The 22,992-nt window shown below is 62.8% G+C and carries 21 protein-coding genes; 7 read left to right on the top strand and 14 right to left on the bottom strand.

The window, feature by feature from the left end:
• Nucleotides 1-464: 464 nt before the first annotated feature.
• The 9 genes from msrQ to mrcB form a co-directional block, all read right to left on the bottom strand.
• On the bottom strand, nt 465-1,076 hold the full coding sequence (gene msrQ / locus FQ664_RS22090; RefSeq protein WP_144174900.1) for a protein-methionine-sulfoxide reductase heme-binding subunit MsrQ: 612 nt from the start codon (nt 1,074-1,076) through the stop codon (nt 465-467).
• Nucleotides 1,076-2,089: a protein-methionine-sulfoxide reductase catalytic subunit MsrP gene (msrP, locus tag FQ664_RS22095; protein ID WP_144174902.1), complete on the bottom strand. Its 1,014-nt coding sequence runs from the start codon at nt 2,087-2,089 to the stop codon at nt 1,076-1,078. Before msrP ends, msrQ begins: the two co-directional genes overlap by 1 nt.
• A 79-nt stretch (nt 2,090-2,168) precedes the next feature.
• A complete protein-coding gene (pssA, locus tag FQ664_RS22100; protein ID WP_003250045.1) occupies nt 2,169-3,020 on the bottom strand; it encodes a CDP-diacylglycerol--serine O-phosphatidyltransferase in 852 nt (283 codons plus the stop codon).
• Between the two features lie 150 nt (nt 3,021-3,170).
• Complete coding sequence (gene ilvC / locus FQ664_RS22105; protein WP_013974255.1) at nt 3,171-4,187, bottom strand: ketol-acid reductoisomerase; 1,017 nt, start codon at nt 4,185-4,187, stop codon at nt 3,171-3,173.
• A gap of 56 nt (nt 4,188-4,243) precedes the next feature.
• Nucleotides 4,244-4,735: an acetolactate synthase small subunit gene (ilvN, locus tag FQ664_RS22110; RefSeq protein ID WP_144174904.1), complete on the bottom strand. Its 492-nt coding sequence runs from the start codon at nt 4,733-4,735 to the stop codon at nt 4,244-4,246.
• Nucleotide 4,736: 1 nt separating this feature from the next.
• Nucleotides 4,737-6,461 (bottom strand): acetolactate synthase 3 large subunit, encoded by a 1,725-nt coding sequence (locus FQ664_RS22115; RefSeq protein ID WP_144174906.1) that lies wholly within the window; start codon nt 6,459-6,461, stop codon nt 4,737-4,739.
• Nucleotides 6,462-6,869: 408 nt separating this feature from the next.
• Nucleotides 6,870-7,202 (bottom strand): YqcC family protein, encoded by a 333-nt coding sequence (locus FQ664_RS22120; RefSeq protein ID WP_144174908.1) that lies wholly within the window; start codon nt 7,200-7,202, stop codon nt 6,870-6,872.
• Nucleotides 7,202-8,005: a tetratricopeptide repeat protein gene (locus FQ664_RS22125; protein ID WP_144174910.1), complete on the bottom strand. Its 804-nt coding sequence runs from the start codon at nt 8,003-8,005 to the stop codon at nt 7,202-7,204. The genes FQ664_RS22120 and FQ664_RS22125 overlap by 1 nt, the downstream gene beginning before the upstream one ends.
• A 15-nt stretch (nt 8,006-8,020) precedes the next feature.
• Complete coding sequence (gene mrcB, locus FQ664_RS22130) at nt 8,021-10,342, bottom strand: penicillin-binding protein 1B (protein ID WP_144174911.1); 2,322 nt, start codon at nt 10,340-10,342, stop codon at nt 8,021-8,023.
• A gap of 115 nt (nt 10,343-10,457) precedes the next feature.
• On the opposite strand from mrcB, the gene FQ664_RS22135 reads away from it, so the two are divergent.
• Both FQ664_RS22135 and FQ664_RS22140 read left to right on the top strand, forming a co-directional pair.
• Nucleotides 10,458-12,020: a bifunctional aminoglycoside phosphotransferase/ATP-binding protein gene (locus FQ664_RS22135; protein ID WP_144174912.1), complete on the top strand. Its 1,563-nt coding sequence runs from the start codon at nt 10,458-10,460 to the stop codon at nt 12,018-12,020.
• A 453-nt stretch (nt 12,021-12,473) separates the two neighbouring features.
• Nucleotides 12,474-12,752 carry a TfoX/Sxy family protein gene (locus tag FQ664_RS22140; RefSeq protein WP_144174913.1) on the top strand — a complete coding sequence of 93 codons (279 nt, stop codon included), beginning with the start codon at nt 12,474-12,476 and terminating at the stop codon, nt 12,750-12,752.
• 179 nt (nt 12,753-12,931) lie between these two features.
• Here the strand turns inward: FQ664_RS22140 and FQ664_RS22145 are convergent, their stop codons facing one another.
• From FQ664_RS22145 to FQ664_RS22155, 3 genes are read right to left on the bottom strand one after another with little or no spacing between them, the layout of a single operon-like run.
• Nucleotides 12,932-13,813 carry a ChaN family lipoprotein gene (locus FQ664_RS22145; RefSeq protein ID WP_144174915.1) on the bottom strand — a complete coding sequence of 294 codons (882 nt, stop codon included), beginning with the start codon at nt 13,811-13,813 and terminating at the stop codon, nt 12,932-12,934.
• 42 nt (nt 13,814-13,855) lie between these two features.
• Nucleotides 13,856-14,623 (bottom strand): heme ABC transporter ATP-binding protein, encoded by a 768-nt coding sequence (locus tag FQ664_RS22150; protein WP_144174917.1) that lies wholly within the window; start codon nt 14,621-14,623, stop codon nt 13,856-13,858.
• The gene (locus FQ664_RS22155) at nt 14,623-15,606 is read right to left on the bottom strand and encodes a FecCD family ABC transporter permease (protein WP_178091037.1); all 984 of its coding nucleotides are present in this window, start codon (nt 15,604-15,606) and stop codon (nt 14,623-14,625) included. The genes FQ664_RS22150 and FQ664_RS22155 overlap by 1 nt, the downstream gene beginning before the upstream one ends.
• 206 nt (nt 15,607-15,812) lie before the next feature.
• Between FQ664_RS22155 and FQ664_RS22160 the strand changes: the two genes are divergently transcribed.
• The gene (locus FQ664_RS22160) at nt 15,813-16,130 is read left to right on the top strand and encodes a Rieske (2Fe-2S) protein (RefSeq protein ID WP_144174921.1); all 318 of its coding nucleotides are present in this window, start codon (nt 15,813-15,815) and stop codon (nt 16,128-16,130) included.
• Here the strand turns inward: FQ664_RS22160 and sfsA are convergent.
• Together sfsA and FQ664_RS22170 are read right to left on the bottom strand one after the other, a co-directional pair.
• Nucleotides 16,120-16,833, bottom strand: coding sequence for a DNA/RNA nuclease SfsA (gene sfsA, locus FQ664_RS22165; protein ID WP_144174922.1), 714 nt, complete (start codon nt 16,831-16,833; stop codon nt 16,120-16,122). The genes FQ664_RS22160 and sfsA overlap by 11 nt on opposite strands.
• Entirely contained in the window at nt 16,833-18,005 is a 1,173-nt protein-coding gene (locus FQ664_RS22170) for a pyridoxal phosphate-dependent aminotransferase (protein WP_144174923.1), read from the bottom strand. Before FQ664_RS22170 ends, sfsA begins: the two co-directional genes overlap by 1 nt.
• A 210-nt stretch (nt 18,006-18,215) precedes the next feature.
• Here FQ664_RS22170 and dksA point away from each other — a divergent pair, with 210 nt between their 5' ends.
• The 4 genes from dksA to FQ664_RS22190 all read left to right on the top strand — a co-directional run bounded on the left by dksA (nt 18,216) and on the right by FQ664_RS22190 (nt 22,992).
• Nucleotides 18,216-18,659: an RNA polymerase-binding protein DksA gene (gene dksA, locus FQ664_RS22175; protein ID WP_025340685.1), complete on the top strand. Its 444-nt coding sequence runs from the start codon at nt 18,216-18,218 to the stop codon at nt 18,657-18,659.
• Between the two features lie 64 nt (nt 18,660-18,723).
• Entirely contained in the window at nt 18,724-19,611 is an 888-nt protein-coding gene (gene gluQRS, locus FQ664_RS22180; RefSeq protein WP_144175072.1) for a tRNA glutamyl-Q(34) synthetase GluQRS, read from the top strand.
• Between the two features lie 245 nt (nt 19,612-19,856).
• Nucleotides 19,857-20,033, top strand: a complete 177-nt coding sequence (locus FQ664_RS22185; RefSeq protein WP_003250005.1) for a hypothetical protein — start codon at nt 19,857-19,859, stop codon at nt 20,031-20,033.
• Complete coding sequence (locus tag FQ664_RS22190; protein WP_178091036.1) at nt 20,017-22,992, top strand: sensor histidine kinase; 2,976 nt, start codon at nt 20,017-20,019, stop codon at nt 22,990-22,992. Before FQ664_RS22185 ends, FQ664_RS22190 begins: the two co-directional genes overlap by 17 nt.

The raw sequence follows: 22,992 nt of genomic DNA on the forward strand, positions 1-22,992 counted from the left end.
ACCGAGGCGCGCATTCTACGCTTTCCTCATTTGCTGTCAAGCGTTTATTTTGAAGTTTTTTGCGAGAAACTCGTTTGGCTTCAAACACTTGAATCACTGCGATCTCTCGTAGCGGGAGGTGAATCATACAGCACTTAGAAGCGCTGTCAACCATCATCTCAACCGCTGGCGATCAGTCGATCGTAGCGCTTCCGGCTTCTTCTGAACTATTTAACTCATTGAATTTCAAGGAGTTTGTCGTTCCGATGTCGCTGGAAGTGGGGCGCATTATAAGGGGATTCGAAAGGCCGTCAACCGTTAATTTCAAGAAAGTGAAATATAAGGGCAAAAGACCGCATCAGGGCCACCAGGTGTTCGCCACAACATCTGCTGCGCTCGATCGCATAGGCGCCAGAAAACCCAAGACAGGCACATCTCAAAGCCAATGCCATCACAAGACAGGCCCTTGACCGCCCTCCCCGCCCTCAAACCGCCCTCCCCTGCCTCCGGGCAAGCCTGGGCAAAGCCCGCGAAACAGCAGGAACCCGCAATACCATCAGCACAGCCCCAATAACCGCATAAATCGCCCACTCCCGCAGATCCGAGCGCACGATCCACAGGAAATGCAGCAACCCCAACCCAAGTATCACGTACACCAACCGGTGCAGCTTCTTCCACCTCGCCCCCAGCCGCCGCTGGCTATACCTGTTCGAGGTAACCGCCAAAGCCAGCAGCCCAAGAAACCCAAGCGCACCCACAATAATGTAGGGCCGCTTGCGCAACTCCACTGCCAACTGCCCCCAATCCAGCCCAAGGATAAAGAACAGGTAAGCCAGGATGTGCAGCACGATATAGGCAAACACCCACAATCCCAACTGCCGACGCACCACGATCCAGCCCGACCACCCCGTCAGCTTCTGCAGCGGCGTCATGCTCAACGTAACCAACAGAAAGGTCAGCGCTCCGAGCCCAAGGCGGTCCATCATGATCTTCCCGGGATCAGGCCCCAGCAAATCCATCGCCGCCTCATACAACCACCACACCGGGAACAGGCACCCCACAACGAAGATGGCCAAGCGAAACCAGGGGTAACGCATCAATAGTTCTTCCGCAGATCGAGCCCGGTATACAGCGACGCCACTTCATCGGCATAGCCATTGAACATTTGGGTTTCCCGCACATTGGGACTGAACAGCCCGCTAGGCAGCCGCCGCTCACGCGCCTGACTCCAACGCGGATGGTCGACCGTCGGGTTCACATTGGCATAGAAACCATATTCATCCGGCGCCAGCCCTTCCCAGGTGGTGCCAGGTTGGTCGGCCACCAGGCTGATACGCACGATCGACTTGATGCTCTTGAAGCCATACTTCCACGGCACCACCAGCCGCAACGGCGCACCATTCTGGTTGGGCAGCTCCCGGCCATACATCCCAACCGCCATGATCGCCAACGGATGCATCGCCTCATCCAGGCGCAAGCCTTCTCTATACGGCCAGTCGATCAAGGCGAACCCCGAACGCTGCCCCGGCATGTGCTCCGGGTCTTTCAGGGTTTCGAAGCGCACATAGCGCGCCCTGGAAGTCGGCTCGACCTGCTTGAGCACCTGCGCCAACGGGAAACCCAACCACGGAATGACCATCGACCATGCCTCTACACAACGCAGCCGATAGATGCGCTCCTCAAGCTGGTACGGTTTGACGAAGTCTTCCAGCGCATAGCGCCCAGGCTTACCCACTTCACCATCGACCACAACGCTCCACGGTTCGCTTTTCAGGCTGCCGCCATTGGCCGCCGGATCACCCTTGTCGGGCCCGAACTCATAGAAGTTGTTGTAGTGGGTGGCATCCTTGAACGGTGTGATTGCCTCACCCTTGACCGTTACTGCCTGCCATTGCGTGGCCGCGAGCTTTTCATTGAACCAGCCAGGCGCCTTGCCCGCCTCGACATCGGCGTAACGGCCGGCTTCGGCTGCGCGCGCCATGCCCGGCAAAGCGCCCAGGGCCAAGCCGGCCAACGAGCCACCCAGCAGGGTACGACGGGAAAGGTAGATGCCTTCGGGGGTGATCTCCGATGCCTTGCATTCGGAAGACCTGGGTAGCTTGATGAGCATGGGCGGCTCCATAGCACTGGATAACGGATGTACCAGTAAGACTATGGAGCCGGTGGGTTATTCCAGCATTAAATGATTGTCACGCTTTGCGACGGCGTGCCTTCAGCAGGAACTGGATCGGCCCCGAAGCCGCATAGGCGAGGAAGATCAGCAGCAGGATACGTGGCGGGTCGCTGAACACCACGGCAAACACCAACACCACGGCCAGGATCGCCACGAACGGCACACGACCCTTGAGGTCCAGCTCCTTGAAGCTGTTGTACTTGATGTTGCTGACCATCAGCATGCCGGCAGCAGCCACCAGCAGCGCCACCAGGAACGACAGCTTGGAGCCCTGGATGCCGTAGTCGCTGAACGCCCACACGGTACCCGCAACCACGCCCGCAGCGGCCGGGCTGGCCAGGCCGATGAAGTAGCGCTTGTCGGCGGTGCCGACCTGGGTATTGAAGCGTGCCAGGCGCAGTGCTGCACCGGCCACATAGATGAAGGCGACCATCCAGCCGACCTTGCCCATGTCACCCAGCGCCCAGCCAAAAGCCAGCAAGGCCGGAGCCACACCAAAGGCGACCATGTCCGACAGCGAGTCATACTCGGCACCAAAGGCGCTCTGGGTGTTGGTCATGCGCGCGACACGGCCGTCGAGGCCGTCGAGCACCATGGCCACGAAAATGGCGATGGCAGCGAAGGCGAAGTACTTGCTCGCCTCACGCGGGTCACCGGCGCTCAGGGCGCTCTGTGCGCTCATCGAGCTGATGATGGAATAGAAACCGGCAAACAGGTTGGCGGTGGTAAACAGGTTGGGCAGCAGATAGATGCCGCGATGGCGCACCTTGCGCCCTTCGGCGTCATGCCCTTCTTCAACGTGCTCATCGACAGGTAGCAGGCTTTCGGCGTCGGAGGGCTTGTTCGGCTCTTCGGGACGTTCGCTCATGGAGGGTACCTTGCAACAGGATGGAAAATGTTCGACACGGGCCTGCAAAACAGGTTCTGACGGCAGGCCACTGGTCTGCTTTATACCAGAAGCTGACTGCCAGAACGAAAAAACGCGGCCGAAGCCGCGTTTTTCATCTTTCGACAAGACTTAGTTCTTGGTCTTGTCGACGATTTTGTTAGCCGAGATCCACGGCATCATCGAGCGCAGTTGCTCGCCGATGATTTCGATGCCGTGAGCGGCGTTGTTGCGGCGCTTGGCGGTCATCGATGGGTAGTTGGTTGCACCTTCGGAGATGAACATCTTCGCGTACTCGCCGTCCTGGATGCGCTTCAGGGCGTTGCGCATGGCCTTGCGGGATTCTTCGTTGATGACTTCCGGACCGGTTACGTACTCACCGTACTCGGCGTTGTTGGAGATCGAGTAGTTCATGTTGGCGATGCCGCCTTCGTACATGAGGTCAACGATCAGCTTCAGCTCGTGCAGGCACTCGAAGTAGGCCATTTCCGGCGCGTAGCCAGCTTCGACCAGGGTTTCGAAACCAGCCTTGACCAGCTCGACGGTACCGCCACACAGAACAGCCTGCTCACCGAACAGGTCGGTTTCGGTTTCGTCCTTGAAGGTGGTTTCGATGATGCCGGTACGGCCGCCACCAACACCCGAAGCGTAGGACAGGGCGACGTTCTTGGCGTTGCCCGAAGCGTCCTGGTAGATAGCGATCAGGTCAGGGATGCCGCCGCCTTTGACGAACTCGGAGCGAACGGTGTGGCCTGGGGCCTTCGGCGCGATCATGATCACGTCGAGGTCGGCACGCGGAACAACCTGGTTGTAGTGGATCGAGAAACCGTGGGAGAAGGCCAGGGTAGCGCCCTTCTTGATGTTCGGCTCGATTTCCTGCTTGTACAGTTGGCCCTGGAATTCGTCCGGGGTCAGGATCATGACCAGGTCGGCAGCAGCGACGGCAGAGGCAACGTCGGTCACTTTCAGGCCGTGGGCTTCTGCCTTGGCAACGGTGGCCGAACCTTTACGCAGACCGATGGTGACATCTACACCGGAGTCCTTCAGGTTGCACGCCTGAGCGTGGCCCTGGGAGCCGTAACCGATAATGGCGACTTTCTTACCCTGGATGATGGAAAGGTCGCAGTCTTTATCGTAGAAAACTTTCATGAAAATACCCCTGGTTATATCTCGGCCCCTGCGGAGCCATCGCTAATTTTTGGAATTCAGATGCTAAGCACTTTGTCGCCACGGGCAATGCCGGTAACGCCGCTGCGCACGGTTTCGAGAATCGATGCAGTGCCGATCGCCTGGATGAAGCTGTCCAGTTTGTCGCTGGTACCGCTCAGCTGTACGGTGTACACGCTGGCGGTCACATCGACGACCTGGCCACGGAAGATATCCGTGGTGCGCTTGATCTCGGCGCGCTGGGCACCGGTGGCCTTGACCTTGACCAGCATCAGTTCACGCTCGATGTGAGCGCTTTCCGACAGGTCGACAAGCTTGACCACTTCGACCAGCTTGTTCAGGTTCTTGGTGATCTGTTCGATCACTTCGTCATGGCCAACGGTGGTCAGCGTCAGACGCGACAGGGTCGGGTCTTCGGTCGGCGCCACGGTCAGGCTTTCAATGTTGTAGTTGCGCTGGGAGAACAGGCCGACCACACGGGACAACGCACCTGGTTCGTTTTCCAGCAGCAGGGAAATGATGTGCCGCATATCAGGTACGCTCCGTCTTGCTCAGCCACATGTCACGCATCGAGCCATCCTTGATCTGCATCGGATAGACGTGCTCACTGCGGTCAACCGCGATGTCGATGAACACCAGGCGGTCCTTCATCGCAAACGCTTCTTCCAGCTTCGGCTTGAGGTCCTTCAGGCTGGTGATGCGGATACCCACATGGCCATAGGCCTCGGCCAGCTTGATGAAGTCAGGCAACGACTCGACGTAGGAGTGCGAGTGACGACCGTTGTAGGCCATGTCCTGCCACTGGCGGACCATGCCCAACACACCGTTGTTCAGGTTGACGATCTTCACCGGCAGGCCGTACTGCATGCAGGTGGACAGCTCCTGGATGTTCATCTGGATGCTGCCTTCGCCGGTCACGCACGCCACGTCCTGGTCCGGGAAGTTGAGCTTGACGCCCATCGCCGCCGGGAAGCCGAAGCCCATGGTGCCCAGGCCACCGGAGTTGATCCAGCGGTTCGGCTTGTTGAAACGGTAGTACTGCGCCGCGAACATCTGGTGCTGGCCCACGTCGGAGGTGACGAAGGCATCGCCATTGGTCACTTCGCACAGGGTCTCGATAACTTTCTGCGGCTTGATGACATTACCGTCGCCCTTGTCGTAAGGGAACAGCTCGCCATCACCACGCCATTCGTCGATCTGCTTCCACCAGGCATCCAGCGCCGCCTTGTCAGGCTGCTCGCCGATTTCCTTGAGGATGCCGAGCATTTCGCTGAGTACGCTGTCGACCGGGCCGACGATTGGCACGTCGGCCTTGATCATCTTGGAGATCGACGCCGGGTCGATGTCGATGTGGATGATCTTGGCGTTCGGGCAGAACTTGGCCGGGCCGTTTACCACGCGGTCGTCAAAGCGGGCACCGACGGCGAAGATGACGTCGGCATGGTGCATGGCCATGTTGGCAGTGAAGCTGCCGTGCATGCCGAGCATGCCGAGGAACTGGCGGTCGGTACCCGGGAAGCCACCCAGCCCCATCAGGGTATTGGTGACCGGCAGGTTCAGCGACTTGGCGATTTCAGTCAGGGCTTCGGAGCCACCACCGAGAATCACGCCGCCACCGGAGTAGACGATCGGGCGCTTGGCCGCCAGCAGCATCTCGGCAGCCTTGCGGATCTGGCCGGAGTGGCCGCGTACCGCCGGGCTGTAGGAGCGCAGCTTGACCTTTTTCGGGTAGACGTATTCGAACTTCTCGGCCGGGTTGGTCATATCTTTTGGAATGTCGACCACGACCGGACCTGGGCGACCGGATTGCGCCAGGTAGAATGCTTTTTTCAGAACTTCGGGGATTTCGCTGGCATGTTTGATCATGAAGCTGTGCTTCACGATAGGCCGCGAAATACCGATCATGTCGGTTTCCTGGAAGGCATCGGTACCCACCATGGTGCTAGGCACCTGGCCGGACAGGATGACCATCGGAATCGAATCCATGTAGGCGGTGGCAATACCGGTAATGGCATTGGTCGCGCCCGGACCGGAGGTTACCAGCACCACACCGGCTTTGCCGGTGGCGCGGGCGTAGCCGTCCGCCATATGGGTAGCCGCCTGCTCATGACGAACCAGGATGTGCTCGACTTCCGGTTCCTTGAACAGCGCGTCGTAAACATGCAGGAGAGCACCACCAGGGTACCCGTAGATGTGCTTAACGCCTTCGTCACGCAAGAAGCGGACGACCATCTCAGCGCCAGATAAAAGCTCCACGTTGTTCACCTCTAAAACGCCAGAATACCGCCCTCACTGGACGGGTCTTAATAGGTTTACTGCCAAGCAGAGCATGAGCGAACGTCAGCACTGACTGAGCAAGTATTGGGAGCGCCCCAGAGTGTTGCGGGGTTTTCCCACCCAGCGCGAGGTAACGCGTTGCGGGGTGTAACAGGTCGGCGCGGGTGTGCGCCTCATGATCTGCTTAGCGGGTCTGCTTCTGGCAGTCCCTCTACAGCGGAGATTGGATTCTTCTGATTCAGCGCCAACAAGTCAAGAAAAATTATTGCCAATTTTCCCCCAAGATGAATTCCTGCCACCACTAAAAATCGCTTCAGCAGCAGAATTAATAAGATTTCCACAAAAAAGGGCCACAATCTGCGGCCCTTGAAGGAAAAACTGAAGAAATCAGGCGGAAGGAGCAATCAATTGGTCAAATGCTGCCAACAGGCGGCGTAGCTCACGACTTTGCTCTGGCCGGTCGGTAAACACGGTTTCGGCCATGATCAGGATGCCGGAGGCGTTGGGCAGCGGATGGCCCAGCTCGATGATGATTTTCATGCGCGGCAGGAAGATCCATTGCAGCCACTGCTCGAAACTGAGGGTATCGACAGCGAAAGGCACCGTACTGGCCAGTGCCTCATCGCTTGGCGGTTCGTCATCCCACCAGCCTTGCACCTGCAGCTCACGCTCGATCAGCAGCAGGTGGTCGGCAATATCCAGAATGCGCTGTTCGATCATCACGAATTGACCCGGGCCTTTTGCCGGGCCAGTGCAGCGCCAGCGTTATCACCCTGCTTTTCGCGGGCCTGGGCGATGGTGTTCCACAGCTCGGCCTGCAGGCTCGGGCGGCCGTTGGCGTAAGTCAGGGCGCGACGCGCCAACTGCTCGGCCTGCGACGCATCACCTTGCGCCAGGCGCACCTGGGCCAGGCGGTACAGCACCTGCGGCTCGCGCGGGGCAATGCGCTGGGCACGCTCCAGGCTCGAGGCGGCACCATTGAAGTCGCCACTGCCCTGCTGCGTCTTTGCGGTGGTCAGCAGCGCCAGCACCGGGCCGTCCAGTTGTTCATCGGCCGACAGACCACCCGCAGCAGCGCTGCTACGCGGGATACCGGTGGGCGCGCTGGTACTTTGCGGGGCACTGTTCATCGCCGCGATGTCGAACGGTTCGTCGGCGATCGGGTTGGGGTTGGTGGTCATCGGTGCCGAACTGACCGGGCCTGTACTGATCGGGCCCGGGGTGATCGGCGATGTGCTGAGCGGCGCCGCGCCATTGGCCGCCGGGAACGTCTGAATGCCCGAAGCGCCAGCGCCCTGCGGGATCATCACGGTGACGCCGGAGTCCTCAGGCAGCGTTTGCGCCTGCGCGGTGCCCGCGTTATAGCCACCCGCAGAGCGGTTGGCCGTCACGCGTTCACTGTTGGACACGCGGGTGCTCGAGTCGACCACCGGAATATTGCCGCGCGGGACGCTGGCGCACCCCTGGAGCACCGCCAGTGCCGTCACGGCAGGAAACAGCCACTTGTTCACGTCACACCTCATCAATGCAGCCTGTGCTTAATTCATCCAGCCCTTGACCCAGTCCATGACCGATTCAACTGGATCCTGCTCGCCGCCACAGGCCGCGCCGGCGGGCGGTTCACTGCCGCGAATATACGGCATCTGCACCGCTCCCGGACAGCTGCCATCAGACCCATGGCCACTGTACGGGTCGATCCAGGCCTGCACCACGTTGTCCGGTTGCGGCATGTCCAGCGGCAGCGGGTCGGCCTTCTTCATGAAGCTGGTCCACACCTGCAGGGCACCGGTGGCGCCGGTAAATGGGGTTTTACCGTTATCGTCACGGCCCATCCACACCACGGCCAGCAGGTCCTGGCTGAAGCCGGAGAACCAGCTGTCGCGCGAATCGTTACTGGTACCGGTCTTGCCCGCCAAGGTAAGGTTGCGCGGCAAAGTACTGTACACCGAGCGGCCGGTACCCTCGCGCATTACTCGCTGCATGGCGTTCTGCACCAGGTAGATGGCCCCCGGGTCGAAGGTTTGCTGGATCTGGAACGGGTAGCGCTTGAGCGGCTCGCCCTCGGCGGTGAGCACACTGCGGATACCACGCATCGGGGTGTTGAAGCCGCCGTTGGCGATGGTCTGGTACATGGTCGCGACCTGCATCGGCGACATGCCGCCGGCACCCAGCAGCATCGCCGGGAAGGCCGGCCAGTCGACATTCACGCCCAGCCGGCCAATGGTCTTGATCACGTTGGGCACGCCTACTTCCAGGCCGATCTTGGCAGTCGACAGGTTGTAGGAGTTGGCCAGCCCCTGGTACAGATAGATGGTGCCATGCGGGCGGCGGTCATAGTTTTGCGGGCGCCAGACCTGGCCGTCGGCACCTTTGACCGAGAACGGCTCGTCCTGCACCCAGCTGGTCAGGGTGTACTTGGTCGGTTGCTCCAGCGCGGTCAGGTACACCGCCGGCTTGACCAGCGAGCCGATCGGCCGCACCGCATCGATGGCGCGGTTGAAGCCGGCGAAGCCGGCCTGGCGGCTGCCGATCAGCGCCTGCACTTCACCGGTTTCCGGGTTGGTCACGACCATCGCCGACTCCACCTCGTCAGCACCCTTGCGGCCCGCCAGGCGCTTGAAGGTCTCGCTCATCGAGGTTTCGGCCTTCATCTGCAGGATCGGGTCGAAGCTGGTGAAGATGCGCAGGCCTTCTTCGGTCAAGTCTTCATCGCGGTAGTCCTGGCGCAGCTGACGCTTGACCAGGTCGAGGAAGGCCGGGAACGAGCTGTCGGCCAGGCTGCCACGCTTGGTCACGCCCAGCGGCATCTTCTTCGCTGCATCGACTTCTGCCTGACTGGCCACGCCCTGCTCGGCCACCAGGTCGAGCACCAGGTTGCGCCGGGTCAGGGCGCGCTCGGGGTAGCGACGCGGGTTGTAGTAGGACGGCCCCTTGACCATGCCCACCAGCAAAGCGATCTGGTGCAGTTTCAGCTCCGACAGCGGTTGGCTGAAGAAGAACTGGCTGGCAAGGCCGAAGCCGTGCACCGCACGCTGGCCATCCTGGCCGACGAACACCTCGTTGAGGTAGGCCTCGAGGATCTCGCGCTTGTCGTAGTGCAGTTCCAGCAGCACCGCCATCATCGCCTCGGTCAGCTTACGGCTGAGGCTGCGCTCGCTGGTGAGGTAAAAGTTCTTCACCAACTGCTGGGTCAGGGTACTGCCACCCTGGCGCATGGAACCGGCCGAGGTGTTGACCCACATGGCCCGCGCGATGGACTTGGGCGACACCCCGAAGTGGCTGTAGAAATCGCGGTCCTCTGTCGCCACGAGGGTTTCGAGCAGGTACGGCGGCACCTGGTCGATCTTGATCAGGATGCGGTCTTCGAGGTTTTTCGGGTAGATGCCGCCGATCATCAGCGGCTCCAGGCGCACTACGTCGAGCGTCTTGCCGTTGGCGCCGGAAAGGCCCGCCACGTAATCGCCGGAAAAGCGCACACGCACGAACTGCGCCGGCTCCATGCCCTCGTAGAACTGGAAGCCACGAGTATTGAGCTCGACGGTATTGCCGTTGACTGCCGCCGCACCCGGGCCGTTGGCCGCGCTTTCACGCCGGTAGCCGAGCGCATCCAGCTCGGTGAGGAAGTCGTTCTTGCTCAGCTTCTGGCCGCTGAACAGCTCCAGCGGCCGGGCATACACCTTGGCCGGGATGGTCCAGCGCTTGCCGGAGAACTTTTCCTGGACGATGGCATCGAGGTAAACCGCGAAGCCGGCGACGATTACCAGGCCGACCAGGCTGAGCTTCAAAGCCCAGCCCAGCCAGGCGCGGGAGCGGCCGGTCGGGCGTTTCTGAGGGGTACGGGGATTTCGGGTTCGGGTCATGACGGCGGATTATACGCACTTTATAAAGGCTGGGCAGACGCCCCGGCGGTAGGCAGGGACGGCACCATTGACCATAATGGCGCATTCGAATTCCCTGCCCCCGGAAGGATTTCCCGTGAGCCAAGCCCTTATCAATGCGTTACAGAACCCAGCCCTGTACCCCCACCCCGTGGATGGGTTCCAGCTCATCGAAACGCATATCTCCTGGGTCCTGCTTACAGGCGAGTATGCCTACAAGATCAAGAAGCCGATGAACTTCGGCTTCCTCGACTTCACCGGCCTGGACCAGCGTCAGCACTTCTGTAACGAAGAATTGCGCCTGAACCAGCGCCTGACCGACGGTCTGTACCTGGAAGTGTTGCCGATCACCGGTAGCGTTGACGCGCCGCAGATCGGTGGTGAAGGCGAAGCCATCGAATATGTGCTGAAGATGCGCCAGTTCCCCCAGGGGCAGATGCTCAACACCCTGCAGGCCAATGGCGAACTGAACGCCGCGCACATTGACCAGATGGCCCGGCAGATCGCCGAGTTTCACCTGCAGGCCCCGCGAGTGCCGGTGGAGCACCCTCTGGGCACGCCGGACAGCGTGATGGCGCCGGTGGAACAGAACTTCGAGCAGATTCGCCCGTTCCTCAGCGACAAGGCCGACCTGCAGCAACTCGACGCCCTGCAGGCCTGGGCACGCAGCAGCTTCGAGCGCCTGCACGGCCTGCTGGAAAAGCGCAAGGCCAATGGTTTCATCCGCGAATGCCACGGTGACATCCACTTGGGCAACGCCACCCTGATCGATGGCAAGGTGGTGATCTTCGACTGCATCGAGTTCAACGAACCGTTCCGCCTGACCGACGTGTATGCCGACACCGGCTTCCTGGCCATGGACCTGGAAGACCGTGGCCTGAAATGCCTGGCCCGGCGCTTCATCAGCCAGTACCTGGAACTGACCGGTGACTACGAAGGCCTGGAACTGCTCAATTTCTACAAAGCCTACCGCGCGCTGGTGCGGGCCAAGGTGGCGCTGTTCAGCATGCCGGCCGATGCCGATGGCGTGCAGCGCGCCACCACCCTGCGCACCTATCGCAACTACGCCAATCTGGCAGAAAGCTACAGCGCCATCCCGTCGCTTCTGCTGGCCGTTACCCACGGTGTTTCGGCAGTGGGCAAAAGCCACGTGGCCATGCGCATGGTCGAGGCCCTGGGCGCCGTCCGCGTGCGTTCGGACGTGGAGCGCAAGCGCCTGTTCGGCGAGCAACAGCAGGCTGACGCTGGCCAGCTGAGTACTGGCATCTATGACCAGGACGCCAGTGCCGCGACTTACCAGCGCCTGCACGAGGTGGCGGCGACCGTGCTGCGTGCCGGCTTCCCGGTGGTGCTGGATGCCACCTACCTCAAGCGTGAGCAGCGCCAGGCCGCGGCAGACATCGCCAGCCAGACCGGAGTGCCGTTCCTGATCCTCGACTGCCATGCGCCGGATGCGGTCATCGCCAGCTGGCTGGAGCAGCGCCAGGCAGAAAACAGCGATCCGTCGGATGCCACCCTGGAAGTGGTCAAGGCCCAGCAGGCCAGCCGTGAGCCGCTGGATGCACAGGAACTGGTGCAAAGCACCCGCGTCGACACCCAGAATGCCGGCAGCATGGACCAGGTGATCGAACAGATTCGCCAGCGGCTGCCAGGGATGTAAGCTCACCGCTTTCCTGTGCCGGCCACTTCGCGGATGAACCCGCTCTCATAGAACTGCACATAACTCGTTGAATTAGCAGGGCCCCTGTGGGAGCGGCTTTAGCCGCGAACACCGGCGCAGCCGGTGCCATGCACCGCGTTGGATTCTTCGCGGCTAAAGCCGCTCCCACAGGATGCACGGACCGCTTGCGAATTCAGTTCTCTATGCGACAGCCCAGCCCAAAGGGCTGGGCCAGCTCCCACAGGTACTACACCGGCCTTGAAACCTGCCGAGTACCTTGTGGGAGCGGGTTCACCCGCGAAGTGGCCGGCACAGGCACCGCAGATGCCCCCCAGGGCATCTCGTCGCCGCCGATGGCAAAAGGCCGCGCATTTCCTAACCCCCGCTACACTCCTCTCTGACCTGCTCGCGATTTATCCCCCAATACCCGTTCAGCCATCGCAAGGAGGCTCGATGAACGATGAATTGCAGCATCTTAAGAATCTTGGCAAGACCTCTGCGCAGTGGCTGCACGCAGCCGGCATCCACAGTGCATCGGATCTGCGCCGCCTGGGCGCGGTGGGTGCGTACCAGGCCGTGAAGACGCGAGGCTTCCGCGCATCGAAGGTGCTGTTGTATGCCATTGAGGGCGCCCTGCTGGACATGCACTGGAATGATTTGCCACTCGAACGCAAAGAAGCGCTCAACCAACAGCTGGATGCGAAATGCCCTGCGCAAAAAAATCAAAAATAGTCACGGGAAGGGGATTGACGCAGAAATGAGAATCGTTATGATTATCGCAACTGGTCGCGAGACTGGTTGCGATAAGCCAAGAGCCCCTGGTTCGGACTCTCGGATTATCTCCTCATCAGGCTAATCACGGTTATTGACCCGGCAATTTGCCGGGTCTTTTTTTGCCTTTTGCAGCCCTGTCAGCGCAGTTGCGCGCAATAGTCCTGCTCCACCATCGCAGCGGTGTACCACACATAATCAGCTTCGCCCGCCTCAACCGGCTCACCCACCTCGGCCAGCAGCAGTACCTTGCTCTCACCCTGCGCTTGCAGATCAGCCAGGTGCAGCGGAACACCCAGATCCTTGCGTACGTGATAAGCCCCGGCCAACAGCAGTGCCGGCTGCGGTGCCGCCAGCAAGCGCTCGGCCATACGCCGGTCGCGCTGCTGCTGCACCGCCAGCATTGCCGGCAACTGGCTTTCCGGCAGCATCCCGCAATGCCCGGCGCGCACCTGCTCCAGCAGGGCAGCCTTGACCGTCGGGGCATTGGACCGTTGGCCCATTAACGAAGCCGGCTGGCGATAGGCCTGGCGCATCTCGCCGGGTGATAGGTTGGCGGCCAGCAAAGGCACGCGCAGCTGCAAGGCTTCAGCCACGATTGGCCCGTACAGTTGCCAATCCCAGCCGTCCTGCCAGGCCAGGGCCTTGGGCAGGTCTGCCGGCAAAGGTTGCCCCGCGAGCTTGTCCAGCAGCGGTTGCTGCTCGGGCTGCAGCATCTCCAGCAGCAGGCTGCCCTGCGCACGTTGGCCTTGCAGGGCACGCAGCAGCCACAGCTGCAGCGCGTGATGGTCGGGGTTGTCGTGTTTTTCGCCGACCAGCACCCGGGGGGCGGCAGACAGGTACCGCACCAGCTGCCCAGGGCTCATTACCTGCCCACTGGCAAGATCGATAATGTGCCCCAGCTCGGCATGCGTGCGCCCTTCACTGCTCTGCCAGGCAGGCAGCGGCGGCAGGCTGGCCTGACAGCCACCCAGTACCAGTACCAGGCCCAGCGAGAAACCGGACAGCAGCGGATGACGCATCGGCAGTACCTCCATTCATGGCCGGCAAGGATCGCGCCAGTGTTAGCGGGTGATGATCAGCGGATGCCCACGCTCCGGGTGCGCCTGCACCAGCACATCGATCCCGTATACCGCCTTCAACGCCGCTGGCGTCAGCACTTCTTCGGGCGCGGCAAACGCATGGCAACGCCCCCGCTCCAGCAGCAAGATACGGTCACAGTAGCGCGCCGCAAGGTTCAGGTCATGCAGGATCACCAACACCGCAGCACCACGGTCGGCGAAGCGGCGCACGGCTTCCAGGGTGGTGTGCTGGTGCAACGGGTCGAGCATCGAGGTTGGCTCGTCGAGCAGCAGCGTAGTGCCTGCCTCGCCCGGCCACAACTGCGCCAGCACCCTGGCCAGGTGCACCCTTTGCCGCTCGCCGCCAGACAACGCCAGGTAACTGCGCGCTACCAGGTGCCAGGCATCCGCAGCCCGCAAGGCCGTCTCGACGATTTGCGCATCGCGCCGCTGCCCGGTGCCATGGGGCATTCGCCCCATGGCCACCACTTCCTCGACCCGGAACGCGAACCCCAGGCTGGACACCTGCGGCAACACCGCCAAGCGCCTGGCCCGTTCCTGCCCGGCCCAGTCGGCCAGTGCCCTGCCCAGCAGCGTCACCCGTCCGCGCTCAGGCGCCAGCTCACCACACAGCACACCCAGCAGGCTGCTCTTGCCGGCACCGTTGGGGCCGAGCACGCCCACCACCTGCCCCGGGCTAAGCTGCAGATGAATGTCATGCAGCACTTCATTGCTGCCCCGCCGCAAGTGCAGGCCCTCGGCTTGCAACATCAGCTGCGTCCTCGCATCAGCAGGAACAGGAAGAACGGCGCACCGATAAAGGCCGTGACGATGCCGATCGGCAGCTCGGCAGGCGCCAGCAGCAACCGCGCCGTCAAATCGGCGAACAGCATCAGCACGCCGCCGGCCAACAACGAAGCGGGCAGTACCACACGGTGATCAGGCCCGGCCAGCAGGCGCACCAGGTGCGGCACCACCAGGCCGATGAAGCCGATCAGCCCGGCAGCCGCCACCGCCGCCCCCACGCCCAGCGCCGTGCAGAACACCAACTCGCGCTTGAGCCGCTCCACATCGATGCCCAGATGGCGCGCCTCCGACTCCCCCAGCAACATGGCATTCAGCGCCTTGGCCCGGCGCGGCAGCCACACCGCCACACCCGCTACCACTAGCAATAACGGCCACAGCCGCTGGTAACTGGCACCGTTGAGGCTGCCCAGGTTCCAGAAGGTCAGCGTACGCAGGGTGGCGTCGTCGGCCAGGTAGGAGAACAACCCCACGGCAGCACCGCCCAGCGCGGTCATGGCCACACCGGCCAGCAGCATGGTGGCGACGTTGGTCTGGCCATCACGCCGCCCCAGACGATAGACCAGCGCAGTCACGCCCAGCCCGCCGATGAAAGCACACAGCGACAACAGGTAAGGGGCAAGCACATCCGGCATACCACCCAGCCAGCTGCCGCCAACAATTGCCACCGCCGCGCCCACCGCCGCCCCGGCGGCAACCCCTACCAGCCCGGGGTCGGCCAGCGGGTTACGGAACAGCCCCTGCATGGCCACCCCGGACAACGCCAATACCGCGCCCACGGCCAACCCCAGCAAGGTGCGCGGCAGGCGGATCTGGCCGAGGATCATCTCGGCCTGCTGCAGGCCATCTGCGGCAATGGGCAGCCCGAGCAGGCGCAGGCCGGCACGCAGGGTATCGAACAGCGGCAGGCTGACCGGCCCCAGGGCCAATGACAACCAGACCGCCAACAGGCACAACAGGCTCAGGCAAATGAACAGCGTGCGTGGCTGGACCCGCTGCTTCATTCATCGGGTTCCTTCTGCAGGCGGGCCGCGCGCCTTGTGGCGGGCGACGGAACTGCGCACCATAAGCAGCCGGGCGCAGCGAATACGTGAAATATGATAATTATTCGCATTTAGGCGTCAAGCCATCAGTTGTTTCACGAGTCGTCCTTGCCATGCACTTCCTATGTACCTCCCACGACCTGGCCGAAGGCCAAAGCCGCGCCTTCAGCGTAGACGGCATCGAACTGTTCGGCGTGCGCCGCCAAGGCCAGGTGTACCTCTACCGCAACCGTTGCCCGCACCGCGGCATCCCGCTGAACTGGGCGGAAGATGCGTTTCTCGATGACAGCGCCAGCCTGATCCACTGCGCCCATCATGGCGCGTTGTTCCTGATCGAAAGCGGTGAATGCGTGGCTGGGCCGTGCGAGGGCGAGCAACTGCAGGCCCTGGGCTGCCACGAGGACAGCCAGGGCATCTGGTTCAAGGGGTAAGCAGCACCGGCAGGCGGCGGTCGATGACGATGCCTTCGGCGTCCAGGCACGTGCCGTAGGCCAGCACCTCCACTCCCTCCGCCACCGCCGCGCGCAGGGCCTGGGCATAGACCACATCGATTTCCTCGGCCGGGCGCACGGCGTCGATACCGGTCAGGTTCACGCAATACAGCTGCACCGCCCGCACGCCCTGCCTGGCCAGCTTTGCCAGCTCGCGCAGGTGCTTGGCACCGCGCTGGGTCACCGCATCAGGGAAGGCCGCGACCGTGCTGTCAGGGTAGCCCAGGGTCACGCTCTTGACCTCGACATAGGCCGGGGCACCGTCGAACTCCAGGCGAAAGTCGATGCGGCTGCCTTCCTCGCCGTAGGCCACTTCACGCCTGAGCGCGGTGAAGCCGGCCAGTTCGGCGATGATACCGGCACGCAGGGCCTCTTCGACCAGGGTATTGGCCCGCCCGGTGTTCACACAGGCCAGCCGCCCCTGCGGGGTTTCGCTGATTTCCCAGGTGCCCGGCAGCTTGCGCCTGGGGTCGTTGCTGCGGCTGAACCACACCTGCCCGCCTTCACGCATGCAGTTGAGCATGGAGCCGGTGTTCGGGCAGTGGATGGTCAGCTGCTCGCCGCTGGACAGTTCGATATCCGCCAGAAAGCGCTTGTAGCGGCGCAGCAGACGGCCCTGCTCGAGTGGGGGATGGAACTGCATCAGCCTTGCCAGCTCCGCAGGCCGCGGGCAATCCGCTGCACCGCCTCTTCAAGGCGCGGCAGGCTCTGGGTGTAGGCAAAGCGCACATGGTGCCCGGCCAGATGGCGGCCGAAGTCCAGGCCCGGGGTGAAGGCCAGGTGCTCGGTCTCCAGGAAGTGTCGGCAGAAGGCGAACGCATCACCGCCAAAGGCACTGATGTCGGCATACAGGTAGAACGCCCCCTGCGGCTCGACGGCAATGCGGAAGCCCAGTTCGCGCAAGGCGGGCAACAGGTAGTCGCGACGGCGGGCGAACTCGGCGCGGCGCTCCTCGAAAATGGTCAGGGTTTCGGGCTGGAAACACGCCAGCGCGGCATGCTGGGCCATGCTTGGCGCACTGATGTACAGGTTTTGCGCCAGTTTCTCCAGGTCGGCCACCGCACCAGGGGGCGCCACCAGCCAGCCGAGGCGCCAGCCGGTCATGCCGAAATACTTGGAAAAACTATTCAGGACGAATGCCGAGTCGTCCACTTCCAGCACGCTGGGTGCGTCCATGCCATAGGTCAGCCCGTGGTAGATCTCGTCCACCACCAGGTGGCCATGCCGTTCGCGGGTGGCGCGGGACAAGCTGGCCAACTCGTCACGCCCCAGCACGGTGCCAGTCGGGTTGGCCGGCGAGGCGACCAGGGCACCGACCGTGTCTTTGTCCCAGTAGCGCTCGACAAGGTCGGCGGTCAGCTGGTAGTTCACCTCCGGGCCCACCGGCACCAGCTGCGCCCCGCCCTCGACCAGGCGCAGGAAGTGGCGGTTGCACGGGTAACCCGGGTCGGCCAGCAGCCAGTGCTTGCCCGGGTCGACCAGCAGGCTGCTGGCCAGCAGCAGCGCACCGGAGCCGCCTGGTGTGATGAGGATGCGCTCAGGGTCGACATTCAGGCCATAACGCTGGCCATAGAAACCGGCAATGGCTTCGCGCAGCGCCGGCAGGCCGCGTGCGGCGGTATAGCGGGTGTGCCCGGCGGCCAGTGCCGCCTGGCCGGCGGCAACGATGGGCGCGGCCGTGGTGAAGTCCGGCTCGCCGATTTCCAGGTGGATCACGTCGTGTCCGGCCGCCTGCAACTCGTTGGCCCGGGCCAGCAGCGCCATGACGTGGAAGGGTTCGATGGCGCGGCTGCGCGCACTGTAGGGGTGGGCCATGACCTTCTCTCAATTGGGTCTAAACTAGAGATTCTACCTCTGCACGCCACCGAACGCGCGGCTCGCGCCGCTGTCAATTGCCAGGATAGGGCGGGGTAGCGCACCCCCGATCTATCTGGTAAGTTCGGCGGCTCGCAGTCGCAGGGCCGGCGGGTGCCGGAGATGGAGCAGCCTGCGCATTGGATCAGATGAGTGAGAGGCGGTCTATTCATGTCCACCGTAGAAAAGCAAAAAGCCCAGACCATGTACGGTGTCGAGCCCTACGTAGAAACCAAGGGTGAAGAGTACATGGGCGAGCCCATGAAAAAGCACTTCACCAAGCTTCTCGGCGCCTGGAAGCAAGAGCTGATGAACAGTGTCGACCGCACTGTGGACCACATGAAGGACGAGGCAGCCAACTTCCCCGACCCGGCCGACCGCGCCAGCCAGGAAGAAGAATTCGCCCTGGAGCTGCGCAACCGCGATCGCGAGCGCAAGCTGATCAAGAAAATCGACAAGACCCTCGACAAGATCAAGGCCGACGAATACGGCTGGTGCGAGTCGTGCGGCATCGAGATCGGCCTGCGTCGCCTGGAAGCGCGCCCTACCGCCGACCTGTGCTTCGACTGCAAGGAAATCGCCGAGAAAAAGGAAAAAACGGTCGGCAAAGGCTGATCTTTCTTTCCACCTGAACGGGGCGCATCATGCGCCCCGTTTCATTTATATGCCCAGCCTGACCATGACCGACTCCAGCTACATCGGGCGTTTCGCCCCCACCCCCAGCGGCTTCCTGCACTTCGGCTCGCTGGTCGCCGCCCTCGCCTCCTGGCTCGATGCCCGCGCCGTCAACGGCCGCTGGCTGCTGCGCATGGAAGACACCGACCCGCCTCGGGAAATGCCCGGCGCCCGCGATGCGATCCTGCAGACTCTGGAGCGCTACGGCCTGGAGTGGGATGGCGAGGTGGTGTTCCAGAGCCAGCGGCACGATGCCTATGCCACGGTGGTCGACCGCCTGTTCAACATGGGCCTGGCCTACGCCTGCACCTGCTCGCGCAAGCAGCTGGAGGGTTACCACGGCATTTACCCGGGCCTGTGCCGCAATGCCGGGCATGCCCGCGAAGGCGCAGCGATCCGCTTGCGCGTGCCGGAGCTGATCTACCGCTTTACCGACCGGGTGCAGGGCGAGGTCCAGCAACACCTGGGCCGCGAGGTGGGTGACTTCGTCATCCAGCGCCGCGACGGGCTATATGCCTACCAGCTGGCGGTGGTACTGGACGATGCCTGGCAAGGTGTTACCGACATCGTGCGTGGCGCCGACCTGCTCGACAACACCCCGCGCCAGCTGTACCTGCAAGAGTTGCTGGGCTTTTCGCAGCCGCGGTACCTGCATATACCGCTGATCGTGCAACCGGACGGGCACAAGCTGGGCAAGTCGTACCGCTCGCCACCGCTGCAGGCAGACCAGGCGACACCGCTGTTGCTGCGGGCCTTGCGGGCGCTGGGGCAAGAAGCAGACCCCGAGTTGTTGCTGGCAACGCCGGCTGAGGTATTGGCGGTAGCTCGCAAGCAGTGGAAGCCCGAGGCGATTGCGCGCAGAACCACAGTGCCAGAGGCTGATTTGCGCTGAGGCAGGCCCGGCCCTTTCGCGGGTAACCCCGCTCCCACAGCGTCCTCAGCAAACCTGAGGAAAGCGTATTACCTGTGGGAGCGGGTTCACCCGCGAAGAGGCCGGCACAGGCAACCCACCCCTCAAAAACAAAAGCCCAATAAATTCAAACCCTTGGCGAACCCTATGGATTCCCGCTAGCATCCGCCCAGCCATTTGCGCCAATAATAAGTCCAAGCCCGCAGCGCCCAACCATCGAGGCCAGCATGTACATCTATCGTTTGGTCCTGCTTCTGGTCGTGGGGATCTACCTGTTCTCCCCGGCCATCATGGACTGGTGGATCGAACCGACCGGAGCCTGGTACCGCCCTTACCTGCTCTGGCTGATCCTGATCGTCGTCACCTTCATCCTGCAGAGCCAACGAGATGCCGATGAGCTTTAGCCTGACCCAGATGATCCTGATCAGCGCCGCGTACCTCATGGTGCTGTTCGGCGTGGCCTGGATCAGCGAGCGGGGGCTGATCCCGCGTTCGATCATTCGCCACCCGCTGACCTACACCCTGTCGCTGGGCGTGTACGCCAGTGCCTGGGCCTTCTATGGCTCGGTGGGCCTGGCCTACCAGTACGGCTACGGCTTCCTTGCCTGTTACCTGGGGGTGTCCGGCGCGTTCCTGCTAGCGCCGGTGCTGCTCTACCCGATCCTCAAGATCACCCGCACCTACCAGTTGTCCTCGCTGGCCGACCTGCTGGCGTTCCGCTTCCGCAGCACCTGGGCCGGGGCACTGACCACCATCATCATGCTGATCGGCGTGCTGCCCTTGCTGGCCCTGCAGATCCAGGCGGTGGCCGACTCGATCAGCATCCTCACCGGTGAGCCGGTCAAGGCCCGGGTGGCCTTCGCCTTCTGTACGCTGATCATCCTGTTCACCATCTTCTTCGGTTCGCGGCACATCGCCACACGCGAAAAGCATGAAGGGCTGGTGTTCGCCATCGCCTTCGAGTCGGTGATCAAGCTGCTGGCCCTGGGCGGTATCGGCCTGTACGCCTTGTACGGTGTGTTCGGCGGCCCCCACGAACTGGAAGTGTGGCTGTTGCAGAACCAGACCGCCCTGGCGGCGCTGCACACCCCATTGCAGGAAGGCCCCTGGCGCACTCTGCTGCTGGTGTTCTTCGCCTCGGCCATCGTCATGCCGCACATGTACCACATGGCCTTCACCGAAAACCTCGACCCGCGCTCGCTGGTCAGCGCCAGCTGGGGCCTGCCGCTGTTCCTGCTGCTGATGAGCCTGGCCGTGCCGCTGGTGCTGTGGGCCGGTCTGCGCCTGGGTGCCACCACCAACCCCGAGTACTTCACCCTGGGCCTGGGGCTTGCCGCCAACAACCAGGCACTGGCGCTGCTGGCCTACATCGGCGGCTTGTCGGCGGCCAGCGGCCTGATCATCGTCACCACCCTGGCCCTGTCGGGCATGGCCCTCAATCACCTGGTGCTGCCGCTGTACCAGCCGCCGGCCGAAGGCAACATCTACCGCTGGCTGAAATGGACCCGCCGCGCGCTGATCGTCGCCATCATCACCGCCGGCTTCATGTTCTACCTGACCCAGAACAACCACCAGAGTCTGGCCAACCTGGGCATCGTCGCCTTCGTCGCCACCCTGCAATTCCTGCCGGGCGTGCTGTCGGTACTGTACTGGCCGACTGCCAACCGCCGCGGCTTCATCGCCGGCCTGCTGGCCGGCACCCTGGTGTGGATGGTGACCATGCTGCTGCCACTGCTGGGCAACCTGCAGGGCTTCTATATCCCGCTGCTGGACATGATCTACGTGCTGGACGACACCAGCTGGCACATGGCGGCCATCGCCTCGCTGGCGGCCAACGTGCTGTTGTTCACCCTGATTTCGCTGTTCACCAACGCCAGCACCGAAGAGGTCAGCGCAGCCGAAGCCTGCGCGGTGGACAACGTGCGCCGCCCGCAACGCCGCGAGCTGCACGCCGCCTCACCACAGGAGTTCGCCACCCAGCTGGCCAAGCCGCTGGGCGCCAAGGCCGCGCAGAAGGAAGTGGAACAGGCCCTGCGCGATCTCTACCTGCCGTTCGACGAGCGCCGCCCCTATGCCTTGCGCCGCCTGCGCGACCGCATCGAGGCCAACCTGTCCGGCCTGATGGGGCCGAGCGTGGCCCAGGACATGGTCGAGACCTTCCTGCCGTACAAGTCCGGTAACGAAAACTACGTGACCGAGGACATCCACTTCATCGAAAGCCGCCTGGAAGACTACCATTCGCGCCTGACCGGCCTGGCCGCCGAGCTCGACGCCCTGCGCCGCTACCACCGCCAGACCCTGCAGGAACTGCCCATGGGCGTCTGCTCGCTGGCCAAGGACCAGGAAATCCTGATGTGGAACAAGGCCATGGAAGAGCTCACCGGCATCGCCGCCAAGCACGTGGTCGGCTCGCGCCTGGTCACCATCGACGACCCCTGGCGCGGCCTGTTGCAAGGTTTCATCAACGTACCCGACGAGCACCTGCACAAGCAGCGCCTGGCGCTGGACGGCCAGCCGCGCTGGCTGAACCTGCACAAGGCGGCCATCGACGAGCCGCTGGCCCCGGGTAACAGCGGCCTGGTGCTGCTGGTGGAGGACCTTACCGAAACCCAGGCGCTGGAAGACAAGCTGGTGCACTCCGAACGCCTGGCCAGCATCGGCCGCCTGGCCGCCGGCGTGGCCCACGAGATCGGCAACCCGATCACCGGCATCGCTTGCCTGGCGCAGAACTTGCGCGAAGAGCGTGAGGGCGATGGCGAAATCATCGAGCTGTCCAGCCAGATTCTCGAACAGACCAAGCGGGTTTCGCGCATCGTCCAGTCGTTGATGAGCTTCGCCCATGCCGGCGGTAGCCACCAGAACAGTGAAGAGCCGGTATGCCTGGCCGAAGTGGCGCAGGACGCCATCGGTCTGCTGGCGTTGAACCGGCGCAATTTCGAAGTACAGTTCTTCAACCTCTGCGACCCGGAACACTGGGCCGAAGGGGACCCGCAGCGCCTGGCCCAGGTGCTGATCAACCTGCTCTCCAACGCCCGCGACGCCTCGCCGCCCGGCAGCGCCGTGCGCGTGCGCAGCGAAGTCAGCGAACACACCGTCGACCTGATCGTCGAGGATGAGGGCAGCGGGATCCCGAAGAACATCATGGACCGCCTGTTCGAACCCTTCTTCACCACCAAGGACCCGGGCGAAGGAACCGGACTGGGGCTCGCTCTGGTCTATTCCATCGTGGAAGAGCATTATGGGCAAATCACCATCGACAGCCCGGCCGATATCGAACGGCAACGTGGCACCCGGATCCGCGTGACCCTGCCCCGGCATGTCGTAGCGACGTCCCCTGAAATTCGAGACCGTCGAGAGAATTGA

It is taken from the genome of Pseudomonas persica, from assembly GCF_900291015.1.
GTDB lineage: Bacteria > Pseudomonadota > Gammaproteobacteria > Pseudomonadales > Pseudomonadaceae > Aquipseudomonas.